The organism is Teredinibacter franksiae (assembly GCF_014218805.1).
GTDB lineage: Bacteria > Pseudomonadota > Gammaproteobacteria > Pseudomonadales > Cellvibrionaceae > Teredinibacter > Teredinibacter franksiae.
The window spans coordinates 3069767-3086035 of the sequence record NZ_JACJUV010000001.1; the positions used below are offsets into that span (position 1 = coordinate 3069767).

At 41.8% G+C, this 16269-nt stretch carries 19 protein-coding genes; 16 read left to right on the forward strand and 3 right to left on the reverse strand.

Annotated features, from left to right (window positions below):
• Positions 1 to 193 precede the first annotated feature (193 nt).
• The 3 genes from H5336_RS12905 to H5336_RS12915 are packed head-to-tail and all read right to left on the reverse strand — an operon-like array spanning position 194 to position 2958.
• Complete coding sequence (locus H5336_RS12905; RefSeq protein ID WP_185234704.1) at positions 194 to 1615, reverse strand: M23/M56 family metallopeptidase; 1422 nt, start codon at positions 1613 to 1615, stop codon at positions 194 to 196.
• A complete protein-coding gene (locus H5336_RS12910) occupies positions 1615 to 1995 on the reverse strand; it encodes a BlaI/MecI/CopY family transcriptional regulator (protein ID WP_185234705.1) in 381 nt (126 codons plus the stop codon). The genes H5336_RS12905 and H5336_RS12910 overlap by 1 nt, the downstream gene beginning before the upstream one ends.
• Positions 1996 to 2004: 9 nt before the next feature.
• Complete coding sequence (locus H5336_RS12915) at positions 2005 to 2958, reverse strand: polysaccharide deacetylase family protein (protein WP_313557156.1); 954 nt, start codon at positions 2956 to 2958, stop codon at positions 2005 to 2007.
• A 350-nt stretch (positions 2959 to 3308) separates the two neighbouring features.
• On the opposite strand from H5336_RS12915, the gene H5336_RS12920 reads away from it, so the two are divergent.
• The 16 genes from H5336_RS12920 to H5336_RS12995 all read left to right on the forward strand — a co-directional run bounded on the left by H5336_RS12920 (position 3309) and on the right by H5336_RS12995 (position 16134).
• The gene (locus H5336_RS12920) at positions 3309 to 3692 is read left to right on the forward strand and encodes a hypothetical protein (RefSeq protein WP_185234706.1); all 384 of its coding nucleotides are present in this window, start codon (positions 3309 to 3311) and stop codon (positions 3690 to 3692) included.
• Positions 3693 to 4625: 933 nt separating this feature from the next.
• Complete coding sequence (locus tag H5336_RS12925) at positions 4626 to 5144, forward strand: DUF6155 family protein (protein ID WP_185234707.1); 519 nt, start codon at positions 4626 to 4628, stop codon at positions 5142 to 5144.
• Between the two features lie 145 nt (positions 5145 to 5289).
• On the forward strand, positions 5290 to 7146 hold the full coding sequence (locus H5336_RS12930) for an ATP-binding protein (protein ID WP_185234708.1): 1857 nt from the start codon (positions 5290 to 5292) through the stop codon (positions 7144 to 7146).
• A 1416-nt stretch (positions 7147 to 8562) separates the two neighbouring features.
• On the forward strand, positions 8563 to 8781 hold the full coding sequence (locus H5336_RS22645; protein WP_221628055.1) for a hypothetical protein: 219 nt from the start codon (positions 8563 to 8565) through the stop codon (positions 8779 to 8781).
• Between the two features lie 100 nt (positions 8782 to 8881).
• Complete coding sequence (locus H5336_RS12940; RefSeq protein WP_185234710.1) at positions 8882 to 9238, forward strand: DUF2750 domain-containing protein; 357 nt, start codon at positions 8882 to 8884, stop codon at positions 9236 to 9238.
• Between the two features lie 111 nt (positions 9239 to 9349).
• Positions 9350 to 9712, forward strand: a complete 363-nt coding sequence (locus H5336_RS12945; protein WP_185234711.1) for an EthD domain-containing protein — start codon at positions 9350 to 9352, stop codon at positions 9710 to 9712.
• Between the two features lie 143 nt (positions 9713 to 9855).
• Positions 9856 to 10407 carry a hypothetical protein gene (locus H5336_RS12950; RefSeq protein WP_185234712.1) on the forward strand — a complete coding sequence of 184 codons (552 nt, stop codon included), beginning with the start codon at positions 9856 to 9858 and terminating at the stop codon, positions 10405 to 10407.
• 118 nt (positions 10408 to 10525) lie between these two features.
• Positions 10526 to 10882 carry a DUF2750 domain-containing protein gene (locus H5336_RS12955; RefSeq protein WP_185234710.1) on the forward strand — a complete coding sequence of 119 codons (357 nt, stop codon included), beginning with the start codon at positions 10526 to 10528 and terminating at the stop codon, positions 10880 to 10882.
• Positions 10883 to 10993: 111 nt separating this feature from the next.
• On the forward strand, positions 10994 to 11356 hold the full coding sequence (locus H5336_RS12960) for an EthD domain-containing protein (RefSeq protein WP_185234711.1): 363 nt from the start codon (positions 10994 to 10996) through the stop codon (positions 11354 to 11356).
• Positions 11357 to 11490: 134 nt separating this feature from the next.
• Complete coding sequence (locus tag H5336_RS12965) at positions 11491 to 11952, forward strand: hypothetical protein (RefSeq protein ID WP_185234713.1); 462 nt, start codon at positions 11491 to 11493, stop codon at positions 11950 to 11952.
• A gap of 169 nt (positions 11953 to 12121) precedes the next feature.
• Positions 12122 to 12382, forward strand: coding sequence for a hypothetical protein (locus tag H5336_RS12970; RefSeq protein ID WP_185234714.1), 261 nt, complete (start codon positions 12122 to 12124; stop codon positions 12380 to 12382).
• Positions 12383 to 12517: 135 nt separating this feature from the next.
• Positions 12518 to 13213, forward strand: coding sequence for a hypothetical protein (locus H5336_RS12975; RefSeq protein WP_185234715.1), 696 nt, complete (start codon positions 12518 to 12520; stop codon positions 13211 to 13213).
• 176 nt (positions 13214 to 13389) lie between these two features.
• Complete coding sequence (locus tag H5336_RS12980) at positions 13390 to 14442, forward strand: DUF262 domain-containing protein (protein WP_185234716.1); 1053 nt, start codon at positions 13390 to 13392, stop codon at positions 14440 to 14442.
• Positions 14432 to 15052 carry an MAE_28990/MAE_18760 family HEPN-like nuclease gene (locus H5336_RS12985; protein WP_185234717.1) on the forward strand — a complete coding sequence of 207 codons (621 nt, stop codon included), beginning with the start codon at positions 14432 to 14434 and terminating at the stop codon, positions 15050 to 15052. Before H5336_RS12980 ends, H5336_RS12985 begins: the two co-directional genes overlap by 11 nt.
• A 97-nt stretch (positions 15053 to 15149) precedes the next feature.
• On the forward strand, positions 15150 to 15479 hold the full coding sequence (locus H5336_RS12990; protein ID WP_185234718.1) for an antibiotic biosynthesis monooxygenase family protein: 330 nt from the start codon (positions 15150 to 15152) through the stop codon (positions 15477 to 15479).
• 220 nt (positions 15480 to 15699) lie between these two features.
• Positions 15700 to 16134, forward strand: a complete 435-nt coding sequence (locus tag H5336_RS12995) for a hypothetical protein (RefSeq protein WP_185234719.1) — start codon at positions 15700 to 15702, stop codon at positions 16132 to 16134.
• The last annotated feature ends 135 nt before the right edge of the window (positions 16135 to 16269 follow it).

Consider the following 16269-nt stretch of genomic DNA (forward strand, 5'->3'; position numbering starts at 1 on the left):
ACGTTAATGCGAATGCTTCTATTAAAGAATAGTGTGTAAGGGGAGGTATTTTACGGGTTTTTTTACGGTTTTTGGTTAACGGAGAGCAGAAGACGTGTGGTTATAAGGTAAAGTTATGTGAAGTTAGCAATAAAGGCGAGCGCCTAGAGCCTAGGTGCTCGCAACGTACGTTTATTGCTCGCCGGTTGAGCCGTTATTTGGCTGAGTTTTTAGCTAAATATAGCTGTGGGTCTTGAGGCGTTTCTTCGTGCAGTACTTCAAAATGTAAATGTGGGCCAGTTGCCTTACCCGTTTCGCCTACGGTACCTAAGGCTTCGCCTGCGGAAATGACTTGGTTAGCGCTTACCGATATAGCGTCTAAATGGGCGTAGACTGTCTGAAAGTTCCCTTCGTGCTTAATAACCACCGTTTTACCGTAATTGGCATGAAGCGACGTATCGTCTGCAATAACAACAATACCGCCAAAGCTTGCTACAACAGCTGTACCCTTCGGCGCCGCGAGATCGATGCCTTTATGGAGTTTGTTGTTGCGAATGGCTTGCTTAGCCTTGAACGTTGAGGTTAAACGGGCGTTGGCAACTGGCTGCAAGCCAGAATTTTCAGCCAGCGTTGGCTGTTGGTTTAAGAGTTCAGATTTTACGCCTATAGAAGCGCAGGCCAGTAATGTAGCGGCGGCACCAATGAACCATTTTGACGGTGCGCGTAACGGTGATTGCTGGTGAGCTTGGGTGGCGCATGTTATGCGTTGTTGTAGTGCCATAGTTGAATTGTCTCCAAAAAAAGCGGTGTGACCCGCGGGTATATAAGAGCCTTTGAGTAGTTTAAGGCTGTTAATCAGAGCGTGTGCGTAGTCCAAACCTGAAAATTGGTGGCGATTGATGGTGTGGTTGTCACAATCCAATTCCATGGTGCTTAGGTAGCGTTGTTCTAGCATGCGTATAAAGGGGTTAAACCAAAACAGACAGGCGAAGAACCGAAAAAGTAAAACGGCTTGGGGGTCTTTACGCTCAATATGGGTAAGCTCGTGGGCAACCAGTATTTCGAGGCTGGCAGGGGGCAGTGTTAAAACGCGGGAGGGTAAAATTAATTGCGGTCGAATAAAACCAAAAACAAATGGCGGGCAGGCCATATCGGTAACCTGCAGTTCGATTTTTCTTGATGCCAGCATGGTATTGAGCTTATCGGGTAAGCACGGTATCCCGTTGTGGCGTTTGCTTGTTGTCAATATGTAGCCTACTACTTGCAGCGAATACAGAAAACGCACTATGTGGTAAAGGCTTATCGAAAGCAGCGCAACCAAAAAGGCAAGTGTGGCCAGTGGAAACGGATTACCCTCACGTGCGAGTTGCTGTACAGAGTTACGCCAGTTTGCTGCCTCAATCGTCAGGGCGGGCAGGGGTTCTAGTAGTGAAGCGGGCAGTAAATAGGCTGTAGGTAATTGTAGAGCGGGCAATAAGGGCGTGAGCATTACCGGTAGTAGTATTAACCATAGTCGCGACCAATTCCAAACCTTTGGCAAGCACTGGCGCGTGGCCAATACGAGCAACCACACAATAGCGCTCCAGCCAATAAAAACCGTAAACAGAACAACAAGGGTTGGTGCGTAGGCCTGCATTATTCTTTTCCTCCGCCGTTGGCTTGCAGTTTTTTTAACAGTTGTTCAAGCTGCTTAATATCGTGTTCGTCGATGAGTTGGCTGTCGGCAAACATGGCCACCGGTAACGGTGATTTAAGTTCAAATATTCGTTGCGCAAAGTCCTGCGCAAATGCTGCAAGAGTGGTAACTTTGTCTGCCAAAGGTGTGTAGCGTATTTTATTGCCCTCCGAAGAGCCTGCAACAAAGGCCTTTGTTTGCATTCGCTCAAGTGTTTTACGGGTGGAGGAATAGCTCCAACACAAAACGTCTCCCAGCTGGTTATGTATTTCCCGCGCGGTCAGCGGGCTTTTTTCCCAAAGCTGTTTCAATATTTCCAATTCTGGAGCCGTTGGCTGCATAACTTGGCCCTACTGTATCTGACTGAGGTTGTTATCTGAAAAAACCTTGCGCTGCTTGAACAAATTTTCCAAATAGGCTTCATCTTCTGCCGGGTGTCGCACCTTGCTTTTATCTACGCCTTTGCTTAAAGCCAGCGCCGCAATACGGCCTTGATTTAGGGTTATACCCGGCGGTAGTTCTTGACTAATAGGGTCTTGGTAGGCTTCCTGAGGTGAGATTATTGTCCACCCTTGTTGGCGAATATGCTTTACCAGTGCGCCAACAAACAGGGCGGCGGCGTCGTTTTCGTGTAGCAGTAAAACGTGCTTGGGCGAACGTTGCAGTGTTTGCTTTGCTAGCTGGTCGTAAAACTCAATGGCCTGCCAAAGAACTTCAACATAAATCTGTTCGGCGGCTTGCCAGTTGATTACCTTATTTTGTTCCTTGGCTTTTACGATTAGCGAATTTATATAAAAATCAAAATTATCAACGGTTACGTAACCATCGCTATAGCCGATTTTCAATAATTCTGCATTCAGCGTTTCTATCGCTTCGCGGTCTGCTCCGTGGTGTAGGTAGGGAAAGCGATGAAACGGCAAGGTGTTATCAAACTGATCAATTATGGCCTTGGCGCGCCGGGCATCGGCCATGTAATGGTCAACCCCTATTTTGTTGGCTGATTTATGGCTATGACTATGGCTGCCCAAGTGAAAACCTGCATCGGTATAGCGTTCAATTCGTTGACGGCCCTCGGTGTTAAAGTTTTTGGTGGTAACAAAAAATAAAACGTCGGGCACCTTATTTTCTTTGAGCGTTGCAATGAGTTTTTCGGTACGCTCGTTGCCGCCCATAATGGCTGTGCCACGCATGGGGGCGTCATCGAAGGTTAGTGCAATTTCACCCGCAAGTATGCGTGGAGTAAAAACAAATAGAATTGCGATAGCGAAAAGCTGGAGAGCTTGTTGAGTGGGTTTGCCTAACACGCGGTATCCTTACAAAAAGTTAATGTGTGCGACAAGTGTCGCAGATAGAGTTTTAATGTTCAAGGGGTTTATGCGACATCTGTCGCATTGTTGAGGTTGGGCGGGTTTTGTCGGTGGTTCTTGTTTCGGTTTGTCTTCTAATCCGCTTAAGCGGTCAGCGCATGGGGTGTGGATGAATTGCACGCCGATACCGGCTGGGTACCAAAGTTTAGAGGCGTAATTAAAGGCGCCCTAAATTACAAAAGTGGTAGTGAAGTACGTCAGAAATGCGCTCCTGAAAACCAATATGGCTGAATGTATTAAATTTGTGTGTTGTTGATATAATCTTCTAAAAAGGGAGAATTGAGCGAATGGACGTTATTAAAACAATAAAGCCGCACGCCGCAGGTGCGAAGCGCTATCAACAAAAATGGAATGAGAAGCTGGTTGCCGTACGTTACCGAAAAGACCGTGTCACAGGTCGGCAGTACACCACAGTAGAGCTAATAGTGGATGAACGCATGCCTCTCCACACCCCAGACCACGAACGCCCGCCAGAATTTCAACGAGATGGCATAGCCGCTATACGGGTAAAATTCGAGGAAGAAAAGTTGAGGGGGTTGATAAAAAGCCAGGGTGCAAAATGGGATAAAACGCAAAAACTGTGGCATTTACCGCTTTTGGATGTAAAACGGATGCACCTAGAAGCACGAATTGTTTCGGTTAACGATTGTTATCCCGAAGGCCTTGGCTGAAAAAAAGCTGGTTTGACCGGGGTTAAGATGTCTAGATATAGCCATCTTGTGTCTATATCTGTACTTTTATGCCTATATATGGACATTATGTCTAGATATAGGAAGTCTTATATACAAATGTTATACGTGCAAACCCGAAACATTAGCGCGTTGCAGTAAATAGTCAAACTACTACAAATAATGTTTGTATTGCGAAAGTAGACAATAAGATCAAAAGATAGAGAGAGAGAAGAACCGCTGAGGCGGTAAAGATTGATTAAAACCTTTTTAAAAGCATGTATCGTATTGTGCTTTGTAGCAACGAAACTTGGCTGCTAGTATTGGTCATTCGTTAAAAACACAAGCTGTATTTTCAGTTGGCGCTGGGTAAACACCAAATGTATAACCAATGTAGCCACCTGACACAAATTGCAACGTTCTTTTTTGGTGTTCGCGTTGCTCACAATATACCAAAAAAGCACGTCACAATTTGTGCAGGTGCTACACGCGTTAGCTTTAAAAGCAAAAAACCATGAAAAGATAAAAGCTACAGATTAGTTGTAGTACTTTTAAAGAAGCTACATGTCTTAAATCTGTAGCAATGCTCCGCTGAGGCGGGAAGATAAAAATCAGATAATCTGATAAAGCAGAAAAGAAATGAGCTGCGGTAAAGTTAAGTTGCGCGCGCTGAGGCGCGGAATATAGTACAAGGTATGTTAGTTTTATGTTTTGTCATTAAGGTTTTCGTGCCGCTTGAGGCGGTTAAACATCAAGTTTAGTATATTGGTGTGCGGCTAAATATATGTATTACACACAGTCAGCTAACAATGCAATCTACCTGACACCAAAAGCGTCGCTGGTTTAGTTTTCCATTCCGCTTCGCTACATTATAAACTAAACCAGCGCCACTTTCGGTGCAGGTAATTGCGGCGTTATGCTCCACAGGTATCGACTATGAAGATTACTGAGCTAAAGAAAGCTCTGAAAGAAAAGACTAAAGACGAATTAATAAATGATATAGCTGATCTTTATAAGAAGAATGAGTTTGTAAAAAACTATTACGTATCTAAATGTGGTTCTGATAATAGTGAAAGTGTCTTGGAGAAGTACGCAAAGATAATAGAGAATGAGTTCTTTCCTGAATATGGGGATGGTCGTGGAAGACTCGCGGTTGCGAAAAGCGCGATTTCAGAATTTAATAAAATCTCTTCTAATAAAGATCATATGGCAGCACTCCTGGTGTTTTACGTCGAAGTTGGAGTTAAATATACAGACTGTTATGGTGATATCAACGAACAGTTTTATTTGAGTATGGAGAGCGTATATAGACGAGCTCTCAGTCATATTTACAAGTACAATCTGGAAGGAAAGTATCAAAAACGTTGTAAATCAATAGTAGACGATACCATTGACATGGGCTGGGGTTTTCATGATGCGTTGGGTGAAATATATTATGAGTATGCTGACGGTTAAAAGCATAACAAAAAGCTGCACCTGACAAATATTGCTACGCTCGTTTTGTGTATGTCGCGTAGCTCCATTTTACACAAAACGCTCTCCGCAATATTTGCAGGTGAGCTTGGCGTTATGTAACAAATAAAATTTCAAAGGACAACTCGTGACCAAAACGTTAGAGTTAAAATTCGACCCAAACACCATTGAGCATCTAGGGGTGTCGCTGTATTCCCAATTACCAAGTGTCTTAGCAGAGCTCATTTCTAACTCTTGGGATGCGGATGCAACATCAGTAGAAATAGACTTTCGCACATCGGATTCTAGGAAAGAGATTCACGTAAAAGACGACGGTCATGGAATGACATTTGATGAGCTGAATAACAACTATTTAGTTATAGGCCGTAACCGGCGTAGTTCAGGAGCGTCAACAACACCGAAAGGGCGTAAACCAATCGGTAAGAAAGGTCTGGGAAAGCTCTCCGTATTTGGTATATGCAACTCCGTATTAGTTAGGTCGATACGATCAGGTGTCGCAAACCAATTTTCGCTTGATCTAGAGGCAATAAAGAGAAGCACTACTAACTCATATCAGCCAGCCATTATTGAGAGTGATGTTTCTACTAAAGAACCTGATGGGACAGAGATAACTTTGAAAGGCGTTCGAAGAAAGTCCCCTTTTAAGCTAGATGAAACCGGGATTAGTATTTCGAAAAAATTCACTGTTCTTGATAAATTCAAATTAACGTTTTCAGAAAATGGAACAAACCACACCAGAATACTAAATGAAGACAAGTTTCGTGGAATGAAGAAACAGTTCACATGGGATTTCCCAAACAAAAAATTTGGTGAAAGTTATGATCACTTTGGTGAAATACAGGGGCAGATAGTAACTTTAGAGACTCCAGTAAAAGATACAGAAATGCGAGGAATCTACCTTACATCCCGAGGAAAAATTGTTAATTCGGCAAGCTTCTTTGGTGTTCGTGACAACGACCAGTTTCACAATTACGTTACTGGGTATTTACATGTAGATTTCATTGATGATCTAGCAAACGACCTAATTTCGACTGATCGCCATTCTCTGAATTGGGAGCATGATGAAACAAAAGATCTTCAATCTTACCTCCATGAGGTAATAAAGGGCGTTGGTCGGGAATGGAAAAAAAGAAGGCAGGAGAAAAAAAGAGAACAGATTAAGGCCGAAAGATCACTTGACATAGAAAAATGGCAAGAAACTCTGCCAACCTATGAAAGAGACCTGAGCAATAGAATAATTGACCCTATATTGGCAAATAACGGTATTACTTCTGAAAACGCATCGAAAATTATTGGTGGTGTTATTGATAAATTTGACAATCAGGTTTTCAAAAAATATGCGTCAGATATAGCCGACATTTCAAGTGAAGAAGATGTTCCAAAGCTCCTAGCACTGATGGAGGACTGGAAATCTATTGAAGCTAAACAGTTTCGAGACCTGTCTTGCTCTAGGGTCGAAGTTATTAAAAAATTTGAGGAACACATCGACAACGACACTAAAGAAGTACCGACTCTTCATAACTTTCTCAAAAAATTCTCATGGCTTTTAGACCCAAGGATTCTAGAGTTTCGAGATGAAGTCACCTACTCGTCTCTATTGAAGGAGGAGTTTCCTGACGAAGAATTAGACGAAAAGAATCGACGGATTGACTTTCTTTGCAGTAATGCCCTCGGTGAGATTCTGTATGTTATCGAAATAAAAAGAAGCAAATACAAAGTCGATAAGAAAGCGTTAGAACAAGCCTATGAATACGGTAGTTTTTTGAGAAACAAGTACGGAAGCACAACTGGATTTTCAAGGGTCGTTTGCTTTGTGGTCGGCGGAGAAAAATCAGACGACTACAAATTTAAAGATAAAGAAGATACTTACATTAAAACTGGGGAAGTTTTTGTTAAAACGTATCGTGAGCTTCTAGAGCAATCGAAGGAGTATCACAAGGAGTTCATTGAAGCCTACGATGAGTTCAACCCCAATGTCACATAACAAACGGCTCCACGCAGATGTCCAAACCTACGCGGTTTTTGTGGTTTCGCTGCGCTACACTTTATCACAAAAACCACTCCGGTTTGGCCACTGGTGAGCCGGGCGTTATGAGCGCGGTTCGAAAATAAATAAAATGAGTCATGTGCTTGATTTACGGCACGTTGTAGAGCGTCTCTCGGCGTTAATGTAAGTGGATTTTTTGTATCTCACCAGTTTCTTTCCTGGTGCCAAATAGTAGTTTTATAGGTGGTGGTAAATAGCACTTCGCATTTAGCCACCACTTTCGTAATATGGAGTTTGTTGGTGGGGTTGTGTGTTCTTTCCTGCTGCCATTGGCAAGCTAAAATAAAACGTGGTTTTGTTGTGGTACTTACTGCCGTCGCATAACCAGTCGGTCACCCTGACGCTGCATACTCCGCCGCTTTTTGTGCATTTCGCTTCGCTACATTCTTGCACAAAAAACAGCTCCATATGCAACGCAGGCTACCTTAGCGTTAGCAATAAAAATTCAGGGTCATGATGAATTGGAAAAATGTCATATATTCGTCCGTCGGCGCAACAGTCGGAACTGTTGGGGTTAGCTCGTTTCTTAATGGGTTTGATGTATACCTTTTGTTGGCTGTTGGCGTAGCTTCATTTTCTGGCGCTATGTTACTGGCCTATATTTCTACACTAGGTAAGCGCGCTAGTAATTGAATAATATTTATACTATCCAACGAGAGAAGTGGATCTAAACGAAGTGCTAACAAGGCTATCGTAGCGACCACTTTTCCGTCGCTTCAAATTGTGCTTTGACAGCACAATTTAAACCAACTACAAAGTGGCGCCACATAGCGGCGTTATAGCTCACAAAGGTAATTATGTACAAGTGTCCTTGCTGCGGCATGAATTCGATTTCGTGGTGGAAAAAGTTATTTTCTACCCGGCTAGCTCCTAAGCTGTGTAATAGTTGTGGTGGAGAATTCTATGTCCCGATTAATGGAGGATGGCTAGTATACAAATATTTGGCTTTTCCAGCTGTTGTAGCATGGATTCTTGTATTCACATATAAATCAGGGTGGCCTCTAGTAATTTTGATTCCGGCTTTAATCTGGTCTGTTAAATACAGTATTCTAGATTCAAAATTAGTATGTGGGGCGTCCAAGCCATAACAAGTTGCTGCACTCTGACACGTACTGCTGCGCTCGTTTTTGTGTTTGTCGCTGCGCTCCATTTTCACACAAAAACGCTCTCCGCAGCACGTGCAGGTGAGCAAAACGTTAAGCTCCACGAGGAATCATGCCTAGATCTACATGGAAATTACACTTAGATTCATCATCAGAGGAATCGGCCAAGAAGATAGTAAATCGGTGTATTGGAGCATTTGATCGTCCACCCATTGAATCTTCAATCGAAAAATATTCTAAAGGTGGGTATATGGCTACATTAGAGTTCTTTCACAATGACAAGTATTCATGGTCTGAGGTAGTTGTGGAGGTTATAGAGTTTGGGCAAAGGCTAGGTAGCGGTTGGAGCATGTTTGGCAATATAAATAATGAATCAAATGCTGTTCTTAGTAAAAATGCGAGCAACCATATAAGTATATCTGGGTTACAGTGGGCAGAGTGGCAGGTATTAAATGAGCACCAAGCTTAACAAAGGTAGCCAATTGACCTCCGTAAGCTGTCACCTTTTTTGCGGAGCAAAAAAACTGCCATCATACTCCGGCAATTGCTACCGGCGTTAGGAGGCTTAAATGAGTAGCGCAGGAGCACAAGCAAATAAATTCTATGAAGAGGTATCATCGAATAAGTCTTTATGGTTTGCTGAAAACTCCGAAGGCACTGCACTTGAGTTCGATGTTAGCGAGGACAAAGTATCCTTTCCTCTTTGGTCGTCTAAATCTCGGATTCTGAGGCTTAAAAAGTTAAACCCTGAATTGTTGTCAGAATTTACGCCAAGAGAAATATCTTGGGATTCATTCAAAGAAGTGCTTGTCCCAATACTCAAGAATAAAGATAGAGTAGTTGGCGTAAATCTTAGTGGTAAAAATATGTCCGGTTTCGATATGCCAACAGAAACCGTTATTAAGCAAGTGGAGGCTTTTTTGTGAGTTCTACTCCTAACAAAGCAAACCAAAATCGCGCTTACAGCGCCGGACTCGCTAGCGCTCGCTTTTGTTTGCGGCGTTAGCAAGTAAAACCAAAAAATCTCAGGATAGATTATGATTAAATTGATAATGTGCTTAAAAAGACGAGAAGATATATCTCGAGAAGAATTTCAATCATATTGGCGCGATAAGCATGGGCCTTTTTTTATGGAGAACGCCCATGTAATGGGGAGTAAAAAGTATGTGCAATCTCATACGTTATCTAGCCCTCTCAATGACGGGATGAGAGCGTCTCGAGGAATGCAAGACGCATATGATGGCGTTGCCGAAGTATGGTTCGAATCAGAAGAACAACTGATGGCCGCTATGGGGTCTAGTGAGATGGCAGAGTTAGGTCCAAAACTAGTTGCTGATGAGAATAATTTTATAGATCATTCCAAGTCGTCAGCCTTCATTGTTGAAGAAGTTGAGTTTTAGGTATTCAGCTAACAAAGCTATGCACCGGAAAACAAAAGCTACGCGTTTTTGTGCAACTCGCGCAAGCGCTCAAACATAGCACAAAAACACTCCGCTTTCGTTTCCGGTGATAGTGGCGTTATAACTAAATCGAGATCGCGGAATTGTTCAAGAAAAAAGACCCGAATTTAGAGAGGTTGAAAAACCTCCTAAGTAAAATAGAAGATGCTGAAAGTCCTGTCGGATGGGAGAAGGTTGCTTCTCCATCTGTTGGCGGGTTAACTGATTTAGGCTTCTCTAAGCAAGGTCCATATTTGTTGGTAATTTCGAGTCAAGGTAGAGGGCTTTTTAACTGTGATACTGGCGAAAGAGTATCTCGGGACTATGAAGAGTATGGCGACTGGTTTAACGATCGTAGCCTTATATGTAAAGGCATTGGCCCAGTAGAATCAGAGCTGATTCAAACCTGCGGAATTCACGGCGGAGGACTGCCTCACTCAGGGGTATCAGGTGAAAGCATAGAGGTACATGCGCCCAACTGGCCGAAGTATGATCTATATTTTTGTTCCGAATACAAATCAGCCCTTATTGAAGGTCATGCTTCTTTTTGTAAAAAAATAGAATCAGAACACTTAAGGGCGTATGGGTTCTCTTGGTGCGGTAACTATTTAGTTTCAGCCATTGGTAGCGATTTCAACCTATGGAAAAAGTTATAACAATTAGCTGCACGCTGACAACCTTTGCTACGCTCATTTTGTGTATGTCGCGTAGCTCCATTATACACAAAATGCTCTCCGCAAAGGTTGCAGGTGAGCTAGGCGTTAGGAGGCTTAAATGAGTAGCGCAGGAGCACAAGCAAATAAATTCTATGAAGAGGTATCATCGAATAAGTCTTTATGGTTTGCTGAAAACTCCGAAGGCACTGCACTTGAGTTCGATGTTAGCGAGGACAAAGTATCCTTTCCTCTTTGGTCGTCTAAATCTCGGATTCTGAGGCTTAAAAAGTTAAACCCTGAATTGTTGTCAGAATTTACGCCAAGAGAAATATCTTGGGATTCATTCAAAGAAGTGCTTGTCCCAATACTCAAGAATAAAGATAGAGTAGTTGGCGTAAATCTTAGTGGTAAAAATATGTCCGGTTTCGATATGCCAACAGAAACCGTTATTAAGCAAGTGGAGGCTTTTTTGTGAGTTCTACTCCTAACAAAGCAAACCAAAATCGCGCTTACAGCGCCGGACTCGCTAGCGCTCGCTTTTGTTTGCGGCGTTAGCAAGTAAAACCAAAAAATCTCAGGATAGATTATGATTAAATTGATAATGTGCTTAAAAAGACGAGAAGATATATCTCGAGAAGAATTTCAATCATATTGGCGCGATAAGCATGGGCCTTTTTTTATGGAGAACGCCCATGTAATGGGGAGTAAAAAGTATGTGCAATCTCATACGTTATCTAGCCCTCTCAATGACGGGATGAGAGCGTCTCGAGGAATGCAAGACGCATATGATGGCGTTGCCGAAGTATGGTTCGAATCAGAAGAACAACTGATGGCCGCTATGGGGTCTAGTGAGATGGCAGAGTTAGGTCCAAAACTAGTTGCTGATGAGAATAATTTTATAGATCATTCCAAGTCGTCAGCCTTCATTGTTGAAGAAGTTGAGTTTTAGGTATTCAGCTAACAAAGCTATGCACCGGAAAACAAAAGCTACGCGTTTTTGTGCAACTCGCGCAAGCGCTCAAACATAGCACAAAAACACTCCGCTTTCGTTTCCGGTGATAGTGGCGTTAGGCGCAATCAGGTATGAATATTAAAAGAGTGCGTATTTTACTAGTTATTGTTATCTGTATGGTTGGGGTATCTGGTTGTGATAGCGATCCATATCATGGTTTTGGTTGTATTGCTCCAGAGTCTCATCCTGCTGTCGAGAAAGCTAGATCGCTTAGTTCGGATCAACTAGAAATGGTCTATTTTCAAGTGCAAAAAATTAGTGAAGCTTACTCGAAAAAAAACTACGAAACGCAATTCCTAAAGTCAGAAATTCCCCAGAATTTGAGTTTTTTAAATGCAGACCTAATCCGAGTTTACCGTTCTAGAGGGCCGTATATAGTTCTAGCGAACTGCTTTGATGAAAGGATTGAGCTTGCGCTATCTCATGTGGGTGAAAGCGAGCCAACCGTAACACTGTATTGGGCAGCACCTACAAACGAAAACCCGTATGCTAGAGGTAGTCAAATCATCTGGCGTAAAAATAAGGAGGGGTAGGTGTTCCCGAACATACAAGCAAGGGCCTAACAAGGTTAGCCAACATCGCCCGAAAACGGGCTGGACCTCCGTTCCGGTATTTGTTTTGTGTTTTAACGCTTACGCTAACACAAAAAAAATACCTACACTACGGCCGTTGCTAACGGCGTTATATTTTTTCTGGAATCGTATGATAGACAAAGAACGTAATCCAATTGAATGGGCGCAGTTAATGTATGAGCTCGATGATGTTCATGAGCATTTGGGCGATCTCATTACTAAAATGAATACTTCCAATGAAGTGCGTAAAGAGGAGTATTCAATTGAGATGGCGCATATTTATGCGCATATAAACAGGGCATGGAACTCACGAAATACGGTTGGTGAAATAAGTGAATCAGAAAGAAAGGTACACACAGAATTCCCAAAAGATTTAAAACCAATCGGGTAGAAAAATATAACCAAACGCTGCACCGGACAACCTTTGCTACGCTCAATTGTGTATGTCGCGGTGCTCCATTTTACACAATTGCTCTCCGCAAAGGTTGCCGGTGAGCTAGGCGTTATGAGTACCACACGGTGAAAAATGAGTATTGAACTACTTCAAACCATGGAATGGTCAAAGTTGTGCTGGGATCAAAGTTTTGAAGAAATAATGCCACTAGATTTGGTTTTACCAAAGACTGGAGAAATATATTCGGTTAAGTTTGAGGAAAATGAAGATTTTGTAACGGAAGGTAGTGCTTTCATATTGTGGCAACCACCTCATTCGGAGCTGAACGGCTGGGATGATAAAAGGCCATCTGAAATATTAAAGTCCTATGTACTAAAAGGATTTCTTAAGCCTATAGATGAAGCTAGACTGGCCTTTGACTTCGAAGTCTTAAGTAGAATCAAACTCGTGGACTGTTTCAGTCTTGTCGACGAAGAAGATAAGTCGCCGTTGTCATATGTTGGTCAGCCTGAGGGGCCGCCGAGAATGCAATGGCAAAATACTCGAAAAGTATTCATGGCTAAAATTGGGGATTACATATATTTAAGTGGCTCTGAGTGTGAAACTTCTTTAGAAGTTATACTCTCTCATGAAGGGGACCGAATCTGCATTCATTATTCTGCTACCCTGCATGCTCCAGCTTTTTATGAAACAAAGATTACTAAATATTATTTAGACAGCATAGAATATAAGTTATTTAGGCAGCTATTCGTTAAAGCTGAACTGATCGAAGATTACTCCTATAAAGATATTATGGAAAACCAAGTACTTGGAGCAGAGTACTGGTAGGCAATACCACTCATAACAAACGGCTCCACGCAGACGCCCAAACCTACGCGCTTTTTGTGGGTTTCGCTGCGCTACACTTTACCACAAAAAACTCTCCGGCTTGGGCGCTGGTGAGCCGGGCGTTAGGCTTCAGAAATGACCAGTGCGGATAAAGTAGATATTAAAAGGATACAGGAATGCCTGACTTAGAATCAGTAATCGCTACAAAACGAAACTCGTTAAAAACTGACCGTCTAGATATGTCATTCGGTGAATTAATGAATATGTATGAAGATGGTGATTTATTCATTTCTCCTGAATATCAGCGTGTATTTAGATGGTCGCTCTTTCAGCAAACGAGGTTTATCGAGTCTGTTCTATTGGGAATTCCAATTCCACCAATATTCGTCGCTGAAGATGATGAAGGAAAGTGGGAGGTTGTTGATGGACTTCAGAGAATATCAACAATATTTGCTTTTTTTGGTTTGCTGGAAAATCTACCTGAAAAAAATAATACAACCCTAACACAGGGTGAGTTGGTAAATGAGTTAGAAGGCCTAACTATTGATCAACTGCCTATAAAGTTAAAAACTACTATAAAGCGTTCAGTATGTAGGGTTGAGATTGTTAAGTGGGATAGTACGGAAGATATACGTTATGAGTTATTCAATAGACTGAATACTGGAGCTAGCCCGCTATCCGACCAAGAGATTAGAAACTGCATTTTTAGAAGCTACCCTGTAGATCTGAATAAGGTCCTCAGAGATGTTGCCGAAAAACCTGAGTTTATCGAGTTAATTAGTCCAAGTGATTCAAAAAAAGAGCAAATGTTCTTAGAGGAGTTGGTGTTGAGATATTTTGCCTTTAAAAATCTTGGGAATAACTTTAAAACTACAGTTCCTCAGTTTCTCAGCGAATATATGAAATCAGTGTCTAGCAATGAAATTCCGTTTGATCTCGACGGAGAGAAGCTTGAATTTTCGAATTTGATAGATTTTTTAGGAGCCAATTACGGAAAAGAAGTTTTCAGACCTAAAGGAAATTTTGCATTACATATATTTGATTCTTTGTCCTATGCATTACCAAAATCATTCCTGCAAATCGACGGAAATGAAGAGCAGATAAAAGAGAAAATTGATCAGTTGTTAGTAGATGAGCAATATAACAGTATTGGGACAAGTACTTTTTCAACTGGAAGAATTAGAAAACGAATGGATAGGGCTTTGGAGATATTTTCAGATGCCGCATGAGGTGATTATTGAAATCCAAGAAGATAATAATTGGAGAGATGGCGAGCTTGCAAAATTCAAGATTAATCCGCATAAGGTAGATCAGCAATTATGGGATAGGATGTGTATCCCTATGATATATGCGCATTGGGAAGGATTTTTTGTTAGCTCCCTAAGAGTGTTAATGGGTCATCTGAATAAGTTGCAACTAAAACCCAGTGATGTAGATGTAAAGTTAATAGTTATTGGGCTTGGTAAGACTTACAACTCGTTAAGTGGTAAGCAGTCTTTTGATCAGAAAGTTGATTTCACAGATAAATTTATAGTTATTTTTGAGAACGTTATTAAATTCAAGAAAGATATTGATACGAAATCAAACTTGAATAGCAAAGTCCTTAAAGAATTATGTAATATGTTTGGGTTTAACTTTGAAAAGTTCAAAGATGTAATAAGTGATATAGATAGAATTGTAACCTTTCGAAATAAAATTGCACATGGTGAAAACTCAATTCTCCCAGAGACGGAAAGTATTGAAAAATATATATCATCGGTAGCTGAAGCCACTGATATTTTTATGCAAGAAATTGATCAGTTTTTATCGAATGAGAGTTACCTTCAGAGGGCAGCCTAACAAGCCAAGTCAGCAGGACTTATTTTGCTGTCGCTTCGCTCCAAAACGCAAAATAAGCCTCTGCTTGGAACGTTATGCATCAGAATAGGAATAGAGCATGGAACAGCTAAGTGTTATTAATACCATAACAGTTCCAGAAGGTATGGAGGTTACCGCTGAGCGTGTACGCGATGAGTACTTGTCATATTTTAGTAAGCAGGAAGGGTTTGTTAGTTCCGTTTTCTATAAATCGATTTGCCGGGAATCAGATGGGTCTTTAAAGTATATAAATACGATTGTGTGGGAATCTTATGCTCACTTCGAGAGGGTCGTAAACAAGGGTTTTAGAAGTGAGCATGGTGAGAATAACGATGGAATGAAAGTGTTGGGGCGGGGGTTTCCAGAACCAATTACGGTCTCGCCAGGACAGTACGTAGTTGTAGGCTAAATCAATACGCAAAATAGCTTTCGGTATTGCGGTATTTTGGCATATATTGAAGTTGGCGAGAGTTTGTAATGCGAAGTGCGTGCTAAGAGCATAACCATGCGGTCAACCAGACATTGCCTGCTACGCTTTTTTTTATGCATTCCGCTTCGCTGCATTTTTGCATAAAAACCAGCTCCACAGCCAATGCTGGTTACCTTAACGTTATGCCCTGGAATGAGATATGGAGTTAAGTGAACCACCAGCAATGGAAACAGGCGCACCTTTACCTGAAATCGAGGAATTGGGTGATTTCCTCCGCTGTTCTTATATATGTACCAACCCAGATTTCCCAGGCTGGGATTCTGGTGAAAGTCCCGATCACCCAGGTTTCGATGAATACTGTGCAGTGCTTGAATTTGAAGGTGTTACTAGTTACAAGTTTGGCGCACCCAACGATGAGGGCTTGTATGAACATCCTCTCCATAATTTGGGGGTTGGCTTTTATGGTTTCTATAAGTTAACTTCTAGCCCTGAGCTTGAGTTGTTACCCGACCATTATCTATGGGTTGCTACATTCCATGATGAAACTCTTCAAGTGGTTGCACGTTCGTTAAAAATATTGAGCCGTAGAATTAACGTTAGTCAACCCAAAGAGGCTCTTAAACGTGTTCAATAAAAGGCATAACAAGGCCATGCACAGGAAAATAAAAGCGTCGCGATTTTTGTGTTAACTCGCTGCGCTCAAACAATAACACAAGAACCACGCCACTTTCATTTCCTGTGATGGCGGCGTTATGCAAATTGAAGAGAG